Source organism: Oricola nitratireducens, assembly GCF_014904745.1.
Taxonomy (GTDB): domain Bacteria; phylum Pseudomonadota; class Alphaproteobacteria; order Rhizobiales; family Rhizobiaceae; genus Oricola; species Oricola nitratireducens.
On sequence record NZ_JACZCS010000035.1, the window covers coordinates 24353 to 43351 of the forward strand.

The following is an 18999-nucleotide window of genomic DNA, read 5'->3' on the forward strand; positions in this document are numbered from 1 at the left end:
GGAAGGCGGTCGAAAAGGCCGCAGCAAGGGAGGAGGAATGCTGGAAGCAGCACTCCTGATAGATAGCGCGGCGGTTCCCGCCTCGAACGGAGAGACGTTCGAGCGGATTGATCCCGTTTCGCGTGAAGTTTCGACGCGTGCTTGCGCCGCGAGCATCGACGATGCCGTTCGTGCGGCGAACGCTGCCGCGCGCGCCTTTCCCGGCTGGTCCGCCACACCGCCAGGCGAGCGGCGCGAGTTTCTCAACAAGGCCGCTGACATTCTCATTCGGCGGAGCGACGATTTTGTCGAGGCGGTCGTTGCGGAGACCGGCAGCACCATGGCGTGGGGCCAGTTCAATTGCCGGCTTGCGGCAAGCATTCTGCGCGAGGCCGCCGCGATGGCGACCCAGGCGACCGGCGAGGTGATCCCGGCGGAGAGACCGGGGTCGTTCGCGATGGCGGTCCGCCAGCCATGCGGCGTGGTGTTCTCGATGGCGCCGTGGAATGCGCCGGTGATCCTTGCCGCGCGCAGCGTCGCCATGCCGCTTGCCTGCGGCAATACCGTCGTCCTGAAGGGATCGGAATTGTGCCCGCGCACGCACGGGCTGCTCGGCGAGGTGCTGAACGAAGCCGGTCTGCCCAAGGGTTGCGTTAATGTCATCCATTCCTCGCCGGAAAAGGCGCCGGAGATCGTCGAGGCGCTGATGGCGCATCCGGCCGTTCGCCGGGTGAACTTCACCGGTTCGACGCGGGTTGGCCGGATGATCGCCGAGAAGGCTGCGCGCCATCTCAAGCGGTGCCTGCTGGAACTCGGCGGCAAGGCGCCGGTGATCGTCCTCGACGACGCCGATATCGATGCGGCGGTCGACGCGACGGTGTTCGGGGCGTTCTTCAATCAGGGCCAGATCTGCATGTCGACGGAGCGGGTCGTCATCGACGAGCGTGTCGCCGACGAATTCCTGGAAAAATTCCGCGCCCGGGCGGACCGGATACGCGCCAGCGATCCCCGCGATCCGAACTGCGTGCTGGGCGCGATGATCACCGAGACGGCGGCGCAGCGGGTCAAGGGACTGATCAACGATGCGGAGATAAAGGGGGCGACACTGGTGACCGGCGGCCGGCAGGAAGGCGTATTCGTCGATCCGGCAATCCTCGACAATGTTTCACCGGCCATGCGGATCTATCACGAGGAAAGTTTCGGGCCGGTCGCCTCGATCATTCGCGTCAGCGGCGACGATGAGGCGGTGTCGGTCGCCAACGACACCGAATACGGGCTGGCTGCCGCCGTGTTCAGCCGTGATGTCGGACGGGCTTTAACCGTCGCGCAGCGCTTGGAAACCGGCATCTGCCATATCAATTCGGCGACCATTCATGACGAGCCGCAAATGCCCTTCGGCGGCGTCAAGGCGTCGGGTTACGGCCGTTTCGGCGGCAAGGCCGGTATCGACGAATTCACCGAGCTTCGCTGGATCACCATCCAGCAGGGGAAGAACGAATACCCGATCTGAGGACCGGGTCGATACGAAATCAACGTTCAAAAGGGAGGAAACCAATGGAACGTAGAACACTCATGAAGACTTTCGCCGCAACGCTTCTAGCGGGTGCGGTTCTCGCGGGTCCGGCTGTCGCCGAAGGCACGATCAAGATCGGCGCCAGCGCGCCGAAAACCGGCCCGCTCGCAGGCGGTTCGGCGGTGACCTACTGGCCCGCCATCCAGTTGTGGGTGCACGACGTCAACGAGCGTGGCGGCATCGATGTCGGCGGCACGAAGATGAAGGTCGAACTGATCGAATATGACGACCGCACCTCAAACGAGGAGGCGATCAAGAACATCCAGCGTCTGGCAACGGTGGACAAGGTCGATTTCATCATTCCGCCCTACGGCACCGGCATCAATCTCGCCACCGCGCCGCTGATTGCCAAATACGGCTATCCGCATATCGCCGTGACCGCGGTGACTGACGGCGTTGACGAATTCGCCGACCGCTGGCCGAACAGCTTCTGGACGCTCGGCACCTCCACGGCCTTCGCGACCACGCTGGTCGATCTGCTGAAAGGCATGCGCGACGCCGGCCAGATCAACGATAAGGTCGCCGTCGTCAACGTCGCCGACGCCTTCGGGATCGAGCTTGCGAATGCCGGCAAGCCGGCACTCAAGGATGCAGGCTTCGACATTGTCTACGAAACCTCGTATCCGCTGCAGCAACAGGACTTCGCGCCGATCATCTCCAGTGCCAAGAACGCAAACCCGGACACTTTCATCGCCTTCTCCTATCCGGGCGACACGTTCGGCCTGACCAAGCAGGCGGCCATCGCGGACCTGCCGGTCAAGGCCTACTATGTCGGCGTTGCGACGGCGTTCCCGGCATTTGCCGCCGCGAACGGCCCGGCCGCAAACGGCGTGCTCGGGGCCGGTGGAGTCAACGCGGCAAGCGACAAGTACCAGGACTTCATGAAGCGCCAGATCGAGGTGACCGGCAGCGCACCGGACTTCTGGGCGAGCCCGGTACAGTACGCCAGCCTCGAGGTTCTCGAGCAGGCGATAACGTCCGCCGGCACGCTGGACAAGGCTGCCGTGATCGACGCGATCAAGAACGGCACTTTCGACACGATCATGGGCGAGTGGAAATTCGACCACAACGTCATCCGCAAGTATTGGACAGTGGGCCAGTGGCAGGACGGCGTGTTCCATGGCGTCGCCTCGACAGGTGTCGGCGGCGAAGTCGCTCCGATCGTCAAGTCCGGCTGGAACTGATCGCTTAACCACGAAAGCCGGTGCGGCCTTCGCCGCACCGGTCAAAAAGCATAGAATTCGATGATGGACATACTGATCACGGGAACGGTGCTGGGCGGCACCTATGCGCTGATCGCGCTCGGGCTGACGCTGCAATACGGCGTCGCGCGGATCATGAATCTCGCCAACGGGGAAAACCTCGTTTTGGCGTGTTTCTGCGCGTTCTGGCTCTATTCGACCGCGTCCATCAATCCCGTGCTCGGTATCGTCCTGATCGCGCCCGGGGCCTTCGTCCTGAACTGGCTGATCTACGACTTCGCGATGAAGCCGCTGGTCAATCGCGCCAAGAATCGCGGTCAGCTGGAAGTCGACAGCATCCTCGCGACGTTCGGCCTGATGTTCATCATGCAGGGCGTCATGCTGCTGGTTTTCGGCGGCGGCTACTATTCCTACAACTTCCTGTCGGAACCGGTTCAAATCCTTGGCGAAAATTACGGTCTGAACCGTATCGTCGCGCTGATCGCGGCGGCGGTTATCGCCCTGGGCCTCTATGTCTTTCTCTACCGGACGCGCTACGGCACGGCGATCCGCGCCGTTTCGGTCAATCCGTCCTCGGCGAGCCTTGTCGCCATCAACGTGGAGCGTGCCTCGGCCTTTGCCTTTGCGCTCGGTGGCGCGTTGACGGCAGCCGCCGGCGCGCTGTTGTCGACTTTCTACACCTTTAATTCGTCCATGGGCGTGATCTTCACAATGAAGGCGTTGATCATCGTCATCATGGGTGGGGTCGGCGACGTGCGCGGCGCGGTGCTTGCGGCCCTCCTGCTGGGCCTCACCGAGACGGCGGTGGCGAGCCTGATCGATCCGGGCCTGACGCTGGCCGCGACTTACACCCTGTTCATCCTCGTATTGTTGTTCCGGCCGCAAGGCATCTTCGGGAGGCAGGAGGCATGACGCGCCTGAGCGAAAAGGAACTGCGTATCGCGGTATTGGCAATTGTCGGCTTCGCGGCCGTGGCCACGATCCCGCTTTTCGACGACGGCTACTATCTGTCGCTTTCCGTCAACATCGCCCTCTATGCCGTCCTGTGCACTGCCTGGACGCTGTTTTCCGGCCCGACACACTACATCTCGCTGGCGACAGCCGCCTTCTTCGGTATCGGCACCTACACGGTCGGGCTCGGCATCGACGTGCTGCCGTTTCCGGTCCTGCTCGTCATCGCTGCCATCGCGAGTGGCCTGTTGGCGGGTCTTGTCGGCGTCGCGACGCTCAGGCTGTCGGGCGTCTATTTCGTGATCTTCACGCTCGGTCTCGCCGAACTGGTGCGCCAGGTCGTGACATGGCTGCAGACGAATTTCACCAATGGCGTCGGTCTTTATGTCTTTACCGACATGGGCGAGAAGCACATTTTCTGGATGCTGCTGGCGCTGGCCGCTGTCGTTTATGTCACGGGATGGCTGATCAACCGGTCGCGGCTCGGTTTTGCCATGCGCATCATCGGCAATGACGAGTTGGTCGCGCGCCATGTCGGCATCGACGTCGCGCGCGCAAAGGTCATCCTCTTCGTGGTCTCCGGCGCCTTCATCGGCGTGACCGGGGCGATCCTCGCGCCGCGTTTCGCCTATGTCGAACCGCCGTCCGCCTTCAACCCGGTGATTTCCTTCCAGGTCGTGATCATGGCGCTGCTTGGCGGGACCGGACGGCTGTGGGCGCCGCTACTCGGCGTCATTCCTTTCACCATCCTGTTCGACCAGATTTCTTCGAGGTTTCCGAACCACACCAGCCTGCTGATCGGCGTCGCGTTCATGGCGATCGTCTATTTCCTGCCGCGCGGCGTCTCCGGGCTGATCGAGGATCTTCGCAAGGTGCGGGGCGATTTCGGCTCTGCTGCGAAGGCAAAGGAGGCGGTGCGATGAGCAGCCGTTCGCTCCTTTCCGTAGAGACCGTGCGCAAGGCGTTCGGTGGCCTGGTCGCCGTCAACGATGTCGATTTCTCCGTCAAGGAGAGCGAACTGATCGGCCTGATCGGGCCAAACGGATCCGGCAAGACGACGATGATGAACCTGATTTCCGGCGCGTTGAAACCGACATCGGGCACGATCCGTCTCGACGGCGAGGTCATATCCGGCATGCCGGCGCACCAGATCGCGCGACGCGGCGTCGCGCGCACCTTCCAGCTGGTGCGTATCCTGCCGTCGCTGTCGGCAATCGAGAATGTGATCGCCGGCGCGGTCTTCGGACATGTGCGGGCGTGGGGCGACGATGCCTACCGGGAAGCCGAAGTGCTGCTCGACCGGGTCGGGCTCGGCAGGCGCGGCGGCGCGCCGACGGGATCGATGACCTATATTGACCAGAAACGGCTCGAACTGGCACGTGCGCTGGCTTCCAACCCGCGCCTGCTGCTACTCGACGAGTGGCTCGCCGGTCTCAATCCGAGCGAATTGAAAATCGGCATCGAACTGATCCGCGATCTGCGCGAGGACGGGCGCACGATCATCATGGTCGAACACGTGATGGATGCCATCCGCTCGTTGTGCGACCGCTGCGTGGTGATGTCGAGCGGCGTCAAGATCGCCGACGGCTCGGTGCATGAGGTGTTGTCCCGGCCGGAAGTCGTGACCGCCTATCTGGGAGCGGACGATGCTTGAGGTCGAACATCTCACCGTCTCCTACGGCGCGCACCGGGCGCTGGAAGACGTTTCAGTCCGCGTCGCGGCCGGCGAAATCTGCGTGATCCTCGGTGCCAACGGTGCCGGCAAGAGTTCCCTCCTGAACGCGATCGGCGGCATGGTGCAGGCGGCGCCCGGCGCGCGGATCATCATCGACGGCAGGGACATCACGCAGGCCAAGCCGCACAAGGTGGTCGAGGCGGGTCTTGCGCTGGTGCCGGAAGGCCGCGGCATATTCGGCGACCTGACCGTTGCCGAAAACCTCCAGCTTGGCGCCTACGGGCCGCAGGCCCGGACCGATGAGGCAAGACGCCGCGAGCAGGTGCTGACGCTGTTTCCGCGGCTTGCCGAACGCCGCAGCCAGATAGCGCGCACGATGAGTGGCGGCGAACAGCAGATGGTAGCGATCGGTCGCGCGTTGATGTCCAATCCGACGATCCTGATGTTGGACGAGCCGTCGCTCGGCCTGTCGCCTCTGCTGACGAAAGACCTGTTCAAGTCGCTCAAGGCGGTGCGCGAGACCGGTGTCGGCATCCTGCTGGTCGAGCAGAACGCCAAGCAGAGCCTGGCGATCGCCGACAGGGGCTATCTGATCGAAAACGGCCATATCACGGGCGAGGGGACCGGCGAGGAACTGGCGCGCGACCCGGCTGTGCAGGCGGCTTATCTTGGCGGTGCGGCCGGCGAAACGCCGCGCGCCGACAGGCAGCGGCCGTCGGAGGAGGCGACGACCGCTGCCGCCGCCGATATGTCCGCCCGGGCGCTGGCCGAACGCGCGGCGCGCATTCAGCGCGATCATGTGAATGCAGTGAGGACCGGCGTGCGGCATGTCAACGGACATGCCAATGGTCATGGACACCCCTTAGCGGAAACACTGACCACAAGCGGAGAAGTGATCACCATGTCGAGCCAAGCCCATGAACTGAGCCTGCAGGCAGCCGAATTCGTCAAGAAGGCGACGCGCATCCAGCGCGAATATGTCGAAGCGCAGCGCGTGGACTATCATTTGACGGCCGCATCGAACCTCTTGGCGCCAGAACCGGGCGACAAACCGGCCAAAGCGGAGGCGCAGGCACCGTCGGGTGACCCTGCTCGGAATCTGGGCCGGCAGGCGGCCGATTTCGCGGCGCGCGCCGCTCGAATCCAGCACGACCATGTCGTCGCCACACGCGAGGCCTATGTTCCTCACGAAGACGGCGGGAGCGACACGAACCGCCGCGGCAAGCGCAAGCTGACAGGCCGTGGCAAGAAACTCGCGAAAAAGGCCGAAAAACTGGCCCGAAGAGCGGAAAAACTCGCCGAAAAGGCGATGCGGATTAGCGATTGAACCAGACGATGAATGGAGAGTGACATGGCACGCGTATTGGACGGCATGTATATCGGCGGTGGCTGGACCACCAAGTCGCAAACCTTCCCGGACTACAACCCGTCGGACGGGTCGATCTGGGCGAATATCCCGGATGCTTCGGTCGAGGATACCCGCCGCGCCATCGAGGCGGCGCATGAGGCATTTCCCGAGTGGGCGGAGATGCCGTTCACGAAGCGCTCGCAGATCATGATCAAGGCCGGCGAGATCTTCGAAAAGCGCCGCCAGGAAATCGCCGAGGCGGTGATGGCGGAAGGCGGCGGCTGGTTCGGCAAGGCGATGTTCGAGACCGGTTACACGGCCGAAATATTCCCTGCCGCCGCCGCCGCGAACTACGGTTCGATCGGTGATGTGCTGCCGTCCGAATACGGCAAGCTTTCGATGGCGGTGCGCCGCCCGATGGGCGTCGTCTCGGTGATCAGCCCGTGGAACTTCCCGCTGATCCTCACCGGCCGCGGATTCCTGTTCCCGCTTGTCGCCGGCAACACGATCGTGCTGAAGCCGTCGGAAGACACCCCCTATATCGGTGGCCTTCTGTGGGCGGAAATCTTCGAGGAAGCGGGGCTGCCGAAGGGCGTGCTCAATGTCGTGACCTGCTCGCGCGACAACGTCGCGGCGGTCGGCGACGAACTGATCGAGAATCCTCTGGTCAAGGGCATTTCCTTCACCGGCTCGACGGCGGTCGGGCGTGTGATCGCCGCAAAGGCGGGCGCGCATCTGAAGAAATGCTGCGTCGAACTCGGCGGCAAGAACTCGATGATCGTGTGCGACGACGCCGACATGGAACGCGCCGTGCAGGCAGCCAATTTCGGCGCTTTCATGCACCAGGGGCAGATCTGCATGTCCATCGAGCGCGTGATCGTGCACGAGGACGTCTATGACGAGTTCATCGAAAAGTTCATTCCGCGCGTCAAGAAATTGACGGTCGGCGACACGACGGACAAGGAAAATATCCTCGGTCCGGTCATCAATGACCGTGCGGCCGAGCGCCTCAAGCGCCATTTCGACGATGCCAAGGCGAAAGGCGCCAAGGTGCTCGCGGGCGGCGATGTCGACGGCCGGTTCATTGCGCCGACGGTGTTCGCCAATGTGACGCCGGACATGCTGCTCTACCAGGAGGAATCCTTCGGTCCGGTCTGTTCGGTCTTCAAGGTGAAGAACGACGAAGAGGCCATCCGTCTCGCCAATGACAGCGAATACGGACTGACCGCCGGCGTCATGTCGGAAGACGAGGGCCGGGCGATGGAGATCGTCAATCATCTCGACACCGGCAACTGCCACGTCAACTGCTCGCCGGTGAATGACGAACCGCATGTCCCGTTCGGCGGCTTCAAGGCCTCCGGCCTCGGCAAGCACGGCGGCAAGTGGTCGATGGAAACATTCACGGAGACCCGCTGGATCACGCTCGATCGCGGCGGCCGTCCGTTCCCGCCGGTGTTCTGACGCCGCAAGTTTGCGATATCTCTCGGGCCGGGGCTGATTTCAGCGCCGGTCCAAAGGCGGCTACATAATCGTGGTTGCCTGATCGGCAGCCGATCCAGAACAGGCTATGCGCGATCGGTGGGCGAAAACGTTTCGACTACAAATTTGCGGTCGCGGTTCGTCCGATCGTCGCGAAGCCGTCGGCGTCGTCTCGCGACACTTCGGTGGCGCTACCCTTTTTCTTCACTGTCGAAAAACTACTCCGGATCAACCACTTTGTCAGATTGCGCGCCATCAGTTCGTGGCCAATAAGCGTGATGTTGCCGGCCTCGATCTCGTGCTCGAAACGCGTGTGCCCCATCCAGGCAGATGTCAGCGCGCGCAACTGACAGACGATGAACAGGTCGATATCGAAGCGCGGATTTGTGAAACACAGATCGGTTTCCATGCCGGGTTTGATGACCAGCCAGTAGTTGGCGATGTCTCCGGGCGGATTCTTCAGGGTGAACTGGATTGCGCATTTTTGCTTGGGTAGTTCCAGCCGGTTTATCTTGCGGCGTATGTTCCACATCAACATTCGCGCATCGAGATTTTGAAGCGAGACCTCGCTGTCAATGTTCCGATGCGCCCATTCTCCCAATTGGCGCACAAGCGGTTCAAGTTCATCGGCCAACGGCGTCGTGAGGTATTCGAACTGGCCGGTCGCTGGATTGTTCACGCGGCTGATCAGACCTTTTGTTTCCATGTCCTTCAGTCGTTTCGAAAGAAGCCCTGGCGACATACCGGGTACGCCGCGTTGTATTTCGCTGAACCGCGATGAACCCGACCACATTTCGCAAAGAACCAACATCGTCCACCGTGGTTCGATCATCTCGGCGGCCATCGCGACAGGGCAAAATCGGGGATAGGCTGTTTCAGGCATGGTTCCGCCTCCATGCCAAAGGTCTCACAAGCGAAGGACAGGCGTCCAGTTCAAAAACTGTAGCGGTTTTCCTACTGTTTCCGGACTGGCCGCGCACTTCGCCTGTTTGGCAGGATCGGGCTGTTCGCAAACAGCAAGGAGACGCGACATGCCTTTAGTGGATATCGAAGTGATCGAGGGCGTTTTCGACAAGGGCCAGATAGGCCAGATGATCGAGAAGGTGACCAATGCGATGGTCGAGGTCGAAGGCGAGGCCATGCGCGGCGTGACATGGGTCCGTGTAAAAGAGGTGCGCAGCGGCCAGTGGGGCATCGGCGGCAATACGCCGAGCGCGGCCGACATCAGGGCGATGGCGGCCAGCTAACGCTTCTATCGGGCAGTCGTAATCCGGCTGCCCGGATCCCTGGTCCCATCATCCGGATCAGTCCGGCAGGACGCGGACGTCCAGAAGCGCCACGCGGCGGTTTTCGCGCACGACGCGCAACGCCTGTTCCAGCACCTTCGGCAGTTCATCCGGATCCGTCACCTTGCGCGCCCAGGCGCGGCTGGCGGCGGCGGTGTTGGTGAAGTCGGGCGAGGGCTTCAGCGCCGTCAGAGGCATTTCATTGGCGCGCGAGGCAAATCCGTTCGGATACATGCCTGTGACGGAGGCGCGCACGGCGCCCCATTCCTCGTTGTTGAGGACGATGATCAGAACCGGCAACTCCAGCGCCTCGGCGATCTGGTGGCAGACCGTCGGATTGGCGAACATGTAGGAGCCGTCGCCCATGGTGGCGACGCAGACGCGGTCCGGCTCGGCGAGTTGAGCACCGAGCGCGGTCGGGAAACTCCAGCCGAGGCCGCCGGAATGCGGTTCCTGGAACCACGACTTGTGGTCGGTGCGTTTCAACGTACCGAGCGACGTGCCGAGTTCGGAAAAGACGCTCGACTTGATGCCGTCCAGCGCTTCGCCGAGGCAATGGCTGACATAGGCCTTGGTGATGCCGCGGGCGGTATCCGACGTGGCGCGGTCGGCGAGCGCGGCGCGCATGTCGTTTGATGCCTTCGCCAGCCTGTCGCGGCGGGCAGAGATCGCGTGTTCGTCGCGGCGCAACGGCTCCATCGCTTCGACCAGCGCCGGGACGGTGAGGGCGGTTTCGCCTGCTATCGTCAGATCGGAGCGGAAATTGCGCACCGGGAATCGGCTGAAGACCGGGTCCGGGCCGATATTGATGACCTTCGCGCCGTCTGCCAGCTTGTGCTTGTCCGGCCACCAGGGTGCGATGCAGTTGAGCACGACGACGACATCGGCCTCGGCCATCCAGGGGCCCGGGTCGGAGCCGACATGGCAGGGATGTTCGGTGGAAATGGCAAGATGCGTCGCCCACCATGAGCAGACGGCAATGCCCCATTTCTCGGCCCATTCGGCGAAGGCGCGGAAGCTCTTTTCGTCGCCGGCGCCGCGCTGGGCGATGACAAGCGGCGCCTTCGCCTCGGCAAGCCAGCGCGCTGCGGTTGCGATCGCGTCCGGATTGGGCGCGCCGGTGACCGGCTGGATTGTCGCCGGGCCTTCCAGGCCCTCGCGCGGCGTCGGCTCGCACAGCGTCTCGCGCGGCAGCGACAGATAGACCGGGCCTTTCGGCGTCGAATTGGCGATGGCGTGGGCGCGGTCGAGCAGGCCGGCGATCTGCTCCGGAAATTTCAGTTCGTAGTCCCACTTGCAGGATTCGCGCACCAGCGCGGTCTGGTCGCGCATCTCCTGGCCCCAACCGATGGGAACGGTTCGCGCGCCGAATCGGTCGCCTTCCATGACCGGCGTACGGCCCGACATCAACAGCATCGGGATCTGCTCGCAGGCGGCGTTGATCGCGCCGGTCGCGCCGTTGGACAGACCGACATTGGTGTGCAGCATGACCGCCTGCGCCTGTCCGGTCATCAGATAGTATCCATGCGCCATGCCGAGCGCGGCATGCTCATGCGGGATGATGACCGGCTTCGGCAGGTCGATGTTCTTGGCTGCGGCTTCGGCCAGGCCTTCGATGATCGGCGGAAAATCGGTGCCGGAATTGGTAAAAACGTAATCGACCCCGAGCGCCTTGAGGCGCGTGAAAATTGCGCCGCCAGCGGTAATGTCGCCTGAAACCGTGTGTTTCATAGCCAAATTCGTCCCTGTTTCTTCGTTATCCGCCCAAGAGCCTAGGCAACCAGAGCGTTATCGCCGGGAACGCCACGAGAACGGCGACCCGGAGGATCTCTGCGACGAAGAATGGCATAACACCCTTAAAAGTTTCACTCATGGGTGTGTCTTCGGCGAGCGCGGAGATGACGAAGACGTTCATGCCGACTGGTGGCGTGATCAGTCCAAGTTCAACGACTATGAGCGCCAGAATGCCGAACCAGACTTTCAGTTCTTCAGTGCTCATGCCGAATCCGGCTCCGTCCGCGATCTGGTAGAGACCGCCGTTCAGTTCGACCAGAACCGGCCAGAAGAACGGGATGACCAGCAGGATCATGGACAGGCTGTCCATCAGGCAGCCGAGCACGATCAGGGCGAGGAGAAGCATGATCAGCACGGCCATCGGCGAGAAGCCGGAATTGACCATCCATTCGGCGGCGGCCTGCGGGACCCCGGCGCGCGACATGAAGATTTTCAGCATCTCGGCGCCGAGCAGGATCAGGTAGATCATGCCGGCGGTTTGCGCCGTTTCGAAGATCGCATCCTTCATGCCGCGAAGATCGAGCCGGCCGCGGACCGTGGCATAAAGCCAGACGAGGAAGACGCCGATCGCAGCCGCGGGCGTCGGATTGTACAGGCCGGCATAGATGCCGCCGATTACCAGCAGGAAGATCAGCAGGACCGGGATGACGCCGATCGTTGCGGCAACGAATTCCTCGCGGCTACCCGATCCGCCGCGCGGGCCGGCTTCCGGCCACACCAGCACGTAGATGGCGATGGTCAGCAGGAAGAGCAGGACAGCGATGATGCCCGGAATGAGCGCTGCCATGAACATCGTGACGATGTTGGCTTCAACGATGATGGCGTAGATGATCAGCACCACCGAGGGCGGGATCAGGATGCCGAGCACACCGCCGGCGGCGAGCGTTCCGGTGGCAAGCGATCCCTGGTAGTTGTAGCGTTTCAGTTCGGGCAGGGCGACCTTGCCCATCGTCGATGCAGTCGCCAGCGACGAACCGCAGACCGCGCCGAAAATGGCGCAGGCGGCGATGGCGGCCATGGCGGTTCCGCCGCGCAGCCAGCCGAGCCACGCATTGGCCGCCCGGAACATGTCCTGACTGAGCCCCGCGCGTGTGGCGAGGGCGCCCATGAAGACGAACATGGGGACGACGGAGAGATCGAAGATGGAGAACTGGCCATAGGCGAGCGTCTTCAACTGGGCCATGAAGATCGCGCTGCCATTCAGCAGCGTCACGCCGACGCCGCCGACAAGGATCATCGCATAGGCGATCGGCATGCGGATGGCGATCAGCAGGACAAGGACGATGAGACCGGCAAGACCCGTCAGGAGTGCATCAGCCATCGCTCAGGGTTTCCTAATCTTTTTGATGTCTTCGAGGAGCGTGATTGTCGCCGCGACGGCAAGCAGGGCGAGCGAAATCAGGATCGGAATGAAGGCAACCCAGTGGGGAAACTGCAGGATTGCGGTCGTGTAGTTGTAGGCTTTCTGGTCGAGCATACCGAAATACATGCGCGACAGCAGCAGAAGGCTGAAGCCGAGCGCCACGATGGACGCGAGAAGCGAGAAGACCGCCACCAGCCGATAGGGCGCACGGGCGGTAAAGATGTCGGCCGTCACATTGGCGCCGACCATCTGGCAGTAGGGCAGAAAGGCGAAGGCGGCGACCGCCACGCCGATCTCGGTCATCTCGAAATCGCCCGGAAACGGCTTCCAGACAACGCCGCCGATGACGGAGATCACGTTGATGGCGACGACCAGTGACAGGATGATGCCGCCGAAAAACGCCCAGCCGATAATCGCATTGCGGGCGAGGCCTTCCAGCCCCGCCCGCTTTTCTGAAATCACTTCGGACATTACATTCCGCTGCTGTGCTTGGCGATCAGGGAACGGGCCTTTTCAACCAGCGCCGCGCCGTCGATGCCCTGGGCCGAAACCTCTTCGATCCAGCGGCCGACAACCGGCTCTTCCTTCTGGCGGAAGGCTTCTGTCTGTTCCTCGGTCAGGGTGATGTGTTCGTTGCCGGCATCGGTCGCGACCTTGATGCCGTGCTCATCCGACGCGCGCCAGATGTCGCCGACCTTGCCCCACCATTCCGGTCCGGAAGCGTCCTTGAAGGCCTTCTTGATGTCGTCCGGCAGGCTGTCCCAGCGCGCCTTGTTCATCGAGACCTGGAACGTCGTCGTGCCGAAGCGTTCCTTGTCGTAGCCTTCGATCTGGTACTTGGTCTGCTCCTGAATGTTCAGGGCCGGGATGATTTCCCAGGGGATGAGCGCGCCGTCGACGACGCCCTTGGAGAGTGCCTGCGGCAGTTCCGGCACCGGCATTGCGGTCGGAGCGGCGCCGAGCGCCTCGATCAGCCATGCACCAGTCCGGGTCGGGATGCGCAGCTTGGTGCCGACGACATCGTCCGGCGTGTGGACCGCTTTTTCGCGCATGTGGAAGGCCTGGCCGGCATGGACATGCAGGAACATGACCTCGAGACCCTGGTATTCCTGCTTCAGGTCGCTCTCGAACATGTCATACATGGCGAGGTTCGCGGCCTTCGGGTCGTTCTTGAAGACGCCCGGTAGCTCGAAGACTTCGGTGCGCGGGAACAGGCCCGGCGTGTAGCCGTTCACGGTCCAGATCAGGTCGACCACGCCATCGCGGGCCTGCTGGACGAGTTCCGGCGGACGGCCGCCAAGCGACATGGCCGGGTAGATCTCGATCTTCACGCGACCGCCGGAATTTTCCTCGACCTGCTTCGCCCACGGCTCGAGCATCTGGGTCTGCGCGGGCGCTTTTGCGCCGAGCAGGTGGTGCAGCTTGAAGGTGAACTCCTGCGCCGACGCGAGCGACGTGCCCGCCATCGCGATGGCCGCGCCGAGAAGTGCAGCCCCCGCAAGTTTCAATGTTTTCATGATTTCCTCCTCTGGATGGATATTATTGCGTTAGCGGGCCGGCTTTAGGGCCTGCCTGATCTCCCTCACGGCAACGCGAGTCATGTAGCGGACCCGATCGTTGCAGCCTGATATCGTGTCGGTATTTCAAGCCCTTTTTTCGCAGGATGTCACTAACAAGTCGCCACCGGATTCAGCGAAGCCCCCGGTTCCGGGTTTCTAGCGCAATTCACCCTGCAAAAACTTGGGAAAAAAATGTAAAAAACCGGCAGTTTCCGCAATGGTTGATTTTGTCGCAGTCTCATAATGCGAGAACCAGAAGCGCTTCTCCTGGTTAAGGGCGCATGGGGGGTGCCTGATCGTAATCGTGGTTGGCCAGCGCGGGCCTGCCGTTGCGGCAGATCCTCGTCCGCCGGGATTAATGCTTTTTTATTGAATATCGTGCCTTGTAGAGGCTGCAATTACTGCATGAGGCATCCGCACGGATGCATCGACATGATGTCGTTTCGCCAGCTTTGCGCGCCAAGGGTACGAAACAGATGTCGTGTGAAATCCTTTCGTACAGTCTGAGCGTGTGAACCGGCCCGGTTGTGCAACCGGCCGCTGGCGATCAGGGCGTTCGTCGAGGCGGATGTTCCGGCGATGCCTCATGACGACCGGTGTGGTTCAGAGAGGATTTTGATGGGTTTCCTGTCCCGATTTGGCTTGGTGCGCGTTGTCTCGGTATCGACGGCGCTTATTATTGCGCTCGCGCTGATGGCTGTTTCGGCCGCGGTCTACATGATTGTTTCCGACCGGATCGCATCGGACGCCGTTGCGCGCCAGGATGCGAGCCTGCGGGTTGCAGCGACCATTGTCGAGCGGGATTTGCCGGGCACCGAAGTGACGTGGACAAAAGACGGCAATGTCGACCGGATCGTCATGGATTCGGTTCCGAATTCCTTTCAGACGCATGACATGATCGATACCGTCGGCCGGATGACCGGCGAGACGGCAACGGTGTTCGCCTGGGACTCTGAATCGAAGGATTTCTGGCGCCGTACGACCAATATCGTCAAGCCGGACGGCAAGCGCGCGGTCGGCACGCAGCTTGGCCAGAAGGGCGCGGTCTATCCGGTCGTTACCAAGGGCAAGACGTTCCGCGGCGAAGCTGTCATTCTCGGTGTTCCCTATTTCACCATCTACCAGCCGATTTTTTCGCCGGCGGGTGATATCATCGGGATCCTCTATGCCGGCGTGAAGAAGTCAGTGATCACGGCACTCGCCACGGAGATGTCGAGCGCCCTGGCAGTCGCCTCGCTGCTGGTTCTTATTGTCGCCGTGGCTGCCATGACCTTGCTGGCGCGTGCCATCATGCGCCCGATTCCGCGCCTGACAGAGACCGCCCAGGCGCTTGCGGAAGGCCAAGCCGACGTTACGGTGCCCTATACGGATGCGCGTAACGAGATCGGCGGATTCGCCCGGGCACTGGAAGTGTTTCGCGAGAACGCGCAAGCCAAGCTGCGCATTGAACGCGAGGCGGAAGAAACGCGTTCAATGAGCGAAACCGAACGTCAGGAGCGCGATGCCGCAAGGCGCGCGGAAGCCGACCGCGTCGATGCCGCGGTCGAGCGGCTGGGCGAGGGGCTGCACCGCCTCGCCGAGGGCGATCTTTCGGTTCACATCGAAACGCCATTTATCGACAATCTCGACAAGCTGCGGATCGACTTCAACGCATCCGTGGGAAAACTGCGCGCCGCATTGGGCGATGTCCGCGACAATTCCGAATCGATCGAGGGTGGTTCCGCCGAAATACGCAGCGCCATCGACGAACTGTCGCGTCGCACCGAACAGCAGGCCGCGTCGCTCGAGCAAACCTCGGCCGCAGTCGAGGAGATCGCCGCAACCGTCACCAGCGCGGCGGAAATGGCGCATGACGCCAGCGAGAAAGTCGCCTCCACCAAGACCGATACCGAGAACTCGAGCCAAATTGTCTCCGATGCGGTCGCCGCGATGGGGCAGATCGAACAGGCCTCCGGCGAAATTTCCAACATTATCAACGTGATCGACGAGATTGCTTTCCAGACGAACCTGCTCGCGCTCAATGCCGGCGTCGAAGCCGCCCGCGCCGGCGATGCGGGCAAGGGCTTTGCGGTCGTCGCGCAGGAAGTCCGCGAGCTTGCGCAACGCTCGGCGGGGGCAGCAAAGGAAATCAAGGATCTCATCACGAAGTCCACGCGCGAAGTGTCGACCGGAGTCGACCTCGTCAACCGCACGGGCGAGGCGCTGTCGGGCATTTCCGCCAAGGTGATCGACGTGAATGACCGGATCCAGTCGATCGCCAAGGCGGCAAGCGAGCAGTCCACGGGCATCAAGGAAATCTCGGTCGCGGTCAATCAGCTCGACGAAGTCACGCAGAAGAACGCCGCCATGGTCGAGCAGACCAATGCGCTGACGCACAGGCTCTCCGACGAGGCGTCGAACATGCGATCGAAAATTGCCCATTTCGGACTGGGCGCGGCAGCCAAGGCTCCGCCTGCTCGTCCGGCATCCGCCACCGACAATGCCCGGCCGGTCGCTTCGCCGGCCCGCGCAATGGTCGGCAGCATCACACGCGCATTCAGCAAGAAAACCAACCTCGCAACCAACACCGATGAGTGGGAGGAATTTTGATGAGGGATAACACCAATATGAGCTCTTCCGAGCCGACACTGAAAATTATTTCGTTCCGGCTTGGTGATCAGGTCTTCTGCCTGGACATCATGGTCGTTCGCGAGATCCGCGTCTGGGTGAAGGCGACGCCGTTGCCACATTCGCCGGATTACGTGCTCGGTTTCATCAATCTGCGCGGCCGCGTGATCCCGGTCGTCGACATGGCACTGCGCCTCGGCCTGCCAGCGGTTCAGCCGACAGAGCAGAGCGCCATCATCGTCATCGACGAAGGCGAACGCGGCGTCGGCATCCTGGTCGAGAGCGTTTCCGACATGGTCAGCGTCAAGCCGGAAGAGATGCAGCCGGTTCCAGACGTCATGAGCGACGAGGAAAAGGCACTGACCAAGGGCATTGTCCCGGTCGGGGACGACATGATCTGCTTCCTCGACCTGAAGGGCCTGTTTGACAGTGTCGACGATGTCGAAGAGGCCGCTGTCGAGGCCGCAGCCGCGGCCTGACGGCTGACACGCATTCGCGTTTATTCGGACCGCGTCAGCGGTCCGAATCCCTCCAGCGCGGATTGATCCATGGCTCGGAATTTTCCGGGGGCAGAGGCGTGCGATCCAGAATGTGATCGGACGCCTTTTCGCCGACGAGGATCGACGGGCCGTTGAGATTGCCGTTGGTGATGCGCGGGAAGATCGACGAGTCGGCGACGCGCAAGCCTTCCACACCGATCACACGGCATTGCGGATCGACGACGGCGTTTGGGTCGTCGGCGCGGCCCATCCGCGCGGTTCCGCATGGATGGTAGGCACTTTCGACATGTTCGCGGATGAAGGTGTTCAACTCGTCGTCCGACTGGACGGCTGATCCGGGCTGGATTTCCTTGCCGCGGTATTCGTCGAAGGCCTTCTGACCGAAAATCTCGCGGGTCAGGCGGATGCAGTGGCGGAAATCGGTCCAGTCCTGTTCGTGGCTCATATAGTTGAACAGGATTTTCGGGGCATCCTTCGGATCGTTCGAGGCAAGTGTGACCGTGCCGCGCGAGGGTGAGCGCATCGGCCCGACATGGGCCTGGAAGCCGTGCCCCTCGGCTGCCGCCTTGCCGTCGTAGCGCACGGCGATCGGCAGGAAGTGGTACTGGATGTCGGGATATTCGACGCCCGCTTTCGAGCGCAGGAAGGCCGCGCTTTCAAACTGGTTCGAAGCGCCGACTCCGTTCTTTGTGAACAGCCATTGCGCGCCAACGAAGGCCTTTCCGAACAGGTTCCAGTACTTGTAGAGGGTGATCGGCTTCACGCAAGCCTGCTGGATATAGAGTTCCAGATGGTCCTGCAGGTTTCGACCGACGCCGGGCCTGTCGGCGATGACGTTGATGCCGCGTTCGGCGAGATGTGCGGCCGGGCCGACGCCGGAGAGCATCAGGATCTTCGGCGTATTGATGCTGGACGCCGCGACGATGACTTCACGGCGCGCGGTAAGGATCTCGGTCCGTCCGCCGCGCTCGACTTCGACGCCGGTCGCGCGATTGCCGTCAAAGACGACGCGGCGTGCAAAGCCGCGCAGGAGCGAGCAGTTCTGCCGCTTGAGCGCCGGGCGCAGATAGGCGTTTGCCGTCGACCAGCGGCGGCCCCGCCAGACCGTCTGCTCCATTGGGCCGAAGCCTTCCTGCTTCTCGCCATTGTAGTCGGGCGTGACCTCGAAGCCTGCCTGGCGGCCCGCCTCGACGAAGGCCGCGTGGAGAGGATTGTCGCGTTTGCCTCGCGTTACGTGCAGCGGGCCTGACTTGCCGCGCCATTCCGGATCGCCGCCATGGCCGCAGGAATGCCAGTTCTCCATGCGTTTGAAATAGGGGAGGACGTCGGCATAGGCCCAGCCGGTCGCACCGGTATCGGCCCAGTGATCGTAATCGCGGGCATGGCCACGCACATAAACCATGCCGTTGATTGAAGACGATCCGCCGATGACGCGGCCGCGCGGTGTCGCAAGGCGCCGGCCGTCGAGATGGGGTTCCGGCTCGGACTGGAAACCCCAGTCGTAGCGCTTCATGTTCATCGGATAGGACAGGGCGCCGGGCATCTGGATGAACGGGCCGATATCGGTGCCGCCAGCCTCGACCACGACAACGGAATGCTTTCCGTCCTCGGAAAGCCTGTGGGCCATAGCCGATCCCGCCGAGCCGGACCCGATGATGATGAAATCCGCTTCCATGTCAGAGC

At 62.4% G+C, this 18999-nt stretch carries 16 protein-coding genes; 10 read left to right on the forward strand and 6 right to left on the reverse strand.

From position 1 onward, the window contains the following. Positions 1-37: 37 nt before the first annotated feature. The 7 genes from IG169_RS16780 to IG169_RS16810 all read left to right on the forward strand — a co-directional run bounded on the left by IG169_RS16780 (position 38) and on the right by IG169_RS16810 (position 8189). Positions 38-1489 (forward strand): aldehyde dehydrogenase, encoded by a 1452-nt coding sequence (locus tag IG169_RS16780; protein WP_193177388.1) that lies wholly within the window; start codon positions 38-40, stop codon positions 1487-1489. A gap of 44 nt (positions 1490-1533) precedes the next feature. Next, a complete protein-coding gene (locus IG169_RS16785) occupies positions 1534-2736 on the forward strand; it encodes an amino acid ABC transporter substrate-binding protein (RefSeq protein ID WP_193177389.1) in 1203 nt (400 codons plus the stop codon). A gap of 63 nt (positions 2737-2799) precedes the next feature. Beyond that, on the forward strand, positions 2800-3666 hold the full coding sequence (locus IG169_RS16790; protein ID WP_193177513.1) for a branched-chain amino acid ABC transporter permease: 867 nt from the start codon (positions 2800-2802) through the stop codon (positions 3664-3666). Beyond that, a complete protein-coding gene (locus IG169_RS16795) occupies positions 3663-4628 on the forward strand; it encodes a branched-chain amino acid ABC transporter permease (protein WP_193177390.1) in 966 nt (321 codons plus the stop codon). The genes IG169_RS16790 and IG169_RS16795 overlap by 4 nt, the downstream gene beginning before the upstream one ends. After that, positions 4625-5359: an ABC transporter ATP-binding protein gene (locus IG169_RS16800; RefSeq protein ID WP_193177391.1), complete on the forward strand. Its 735-nt coding sequence runs from the start codon at positions 4625-4627 to the stop codon at positions 5357-5359. Before IG169_RS16795 ends, IG169_RS16800 begins: the two co-directional genes overlap by 4 nt. Next, positions 5352-6707: an ATP-binding cassette domain-containing protein gene (locus tag IG169_RS24380; RefSeq protein ID WP_193177392.1), complete on the forward strand. Its 1356-nt coding sequence runs from the start codon at positions 5352-5354 to the stop codon at positions 6705-6707. Before IG169_RS16800 ends, IG169_RS24380 begins: the two co-directional genes overlap by 8 nt. Before the next feature lie 24 nt (positions 6708-6731). After that, on the forward strand, positions 6732-8189 hold the full coding sequence (locus IG169_RS16810; protein ID WP_210326075.1) for an aldehyde dehydrogenase family protein: 1458 nt from the start codon (positions 6732-6734) through the stop codon (positions 8187-8189). A gap of 136 nt (positions 8190-8325) precedes the next feature. On the opposite strand, the gene IG169_RS16815 is transcribed toward IG169_RS16810, so the two are convergent. Continuing rightward, positions 8326-9090, reverse strand: a complete 765-nt coding sequence (locus IG169_RS16815; RefSeq protein WP_193177394.1) for a winged helix-turn-helix transcriptional regulator — start codon at positions 9088-9090, stop codon at positions 8326-8328. Between the two features lie 148 nt (positions 9091-9238). On the opposite strand from IG169_RS16815, the gene IG169_RS16820 reads away from it, so the two are divergent. Further along, complete coding sequence (locus tag IG169_RS16820; RefSeq protein ID WP_193177395.1) at positions 9239-9454, forward strand: tautomerase family protein; 216 nt, start codon at positions 9239-9241, stop codon at positions 9452-9454. A 57-nt stretch (positions 9455-9511) separates the two neighbouring features. Here IG169_RS16820 and IG169_RS16825 read toward each other — a convergent pair whose 3' ends face one another. Genes IG169_RS16825 through IG169_RS16840 form a run of 4 tightly spaced genes read right to left on the reverse strand, consistent with a single transcriptional unit; the run spans position 9512 to position 14167 of the window. Beyond that, entirely contained in the window at positions 9512-11224 is a 1713-nt protein-coding gene (locus tag IG169_RS16825) for a thiamine pyrophosphate-requiring protein (protein WP_193177396.1), read from the reverse strand. Positions 11225-11249: 25 nt separating this feature from the next. Continuing rightward, on the reverse strand, positions 11250-12608 hold the full coding sequence (locus tag IG169_RS16830; RefSeq protein WP_193177397.1) for a TRAP transporter large permease: 1359 nt from the start codon (positions 12606-12608) through the stop codon (positions 11250-11252). Between the two features lie 3 nt (positions 12609-12611). Continuing rightward, the gene (locus IG169_RS16835; RefSeq protein ID WP_193177398.1) at positions 12612-13121 is read right to left on the reverse strand and encodes a TRAP transporter small permease; all 510 of its coding nucleotides are present in this window, start codon (positions 13119-13121) and stop codon (positions 12612-12614) included. Beyond that, a complete protein-coding gene (locus IG169_RS16840; protein ID WP_193177399.1) occupies positions 13121-14167 on the reverse strand; it encodes a TRAP transporter substrate-binding protein in 1047 nt (348 codons plus the stop codon). The genes IG169_RS16835 and IG169_RS16840 overlap by 1 nt, the downstream gene beginning before the upstream one ends. A gap of 660 nt (positions 14168-14827) precedes the next feature. Between IG169_RS16840 and IG169_RS16845 the strand changes: the two genes are divergently transcribed. Together IG169_RS16845 and IG169_RS16850 are read left to right on the forward strand one after the other, a co-directional pair. Next, on the forward strand, positions 14828-16798 hold the full coding sequence (locus IG169_RS16845; RefSeq protein WP_193177400.1) for a methyl-accepting chemotaxis protein: 1971 nt from the start codon (positions 14828-14830) through the stop codon (positions 16796-16798). Further along, complete coding sequence (locus IG169_RS16850) at positions 16798-17295, forward strand: chemotaxis protein CheW (protein ID WP_193177401.1); 498 nt, start codon at positions 16798-16800, stop codon at positions 17293-17295. The genes IG169_RS16845 and IG169_RS16850 overlap by 1 nt, the downstream gene beginning before the upstream one ends. A 34-nt stretch (positions 17296-17329) precedes the next feature. Here IG169_RS16850 and betA read toward each other — a convergent pair whose 3' ends face one another. After that, positions 17330-18991: a choline dehydrogenase gene (betA, locus tag IG169_RS16855; protein WP_210326076.1), complete on the reverse strand. Its 1662-nt coding sequence runs from the start codon at positions 18989-18991 to the stop codon at positions 17330-17332. Positions 18992-18999 lie beyond the last annotated feature (8 nt).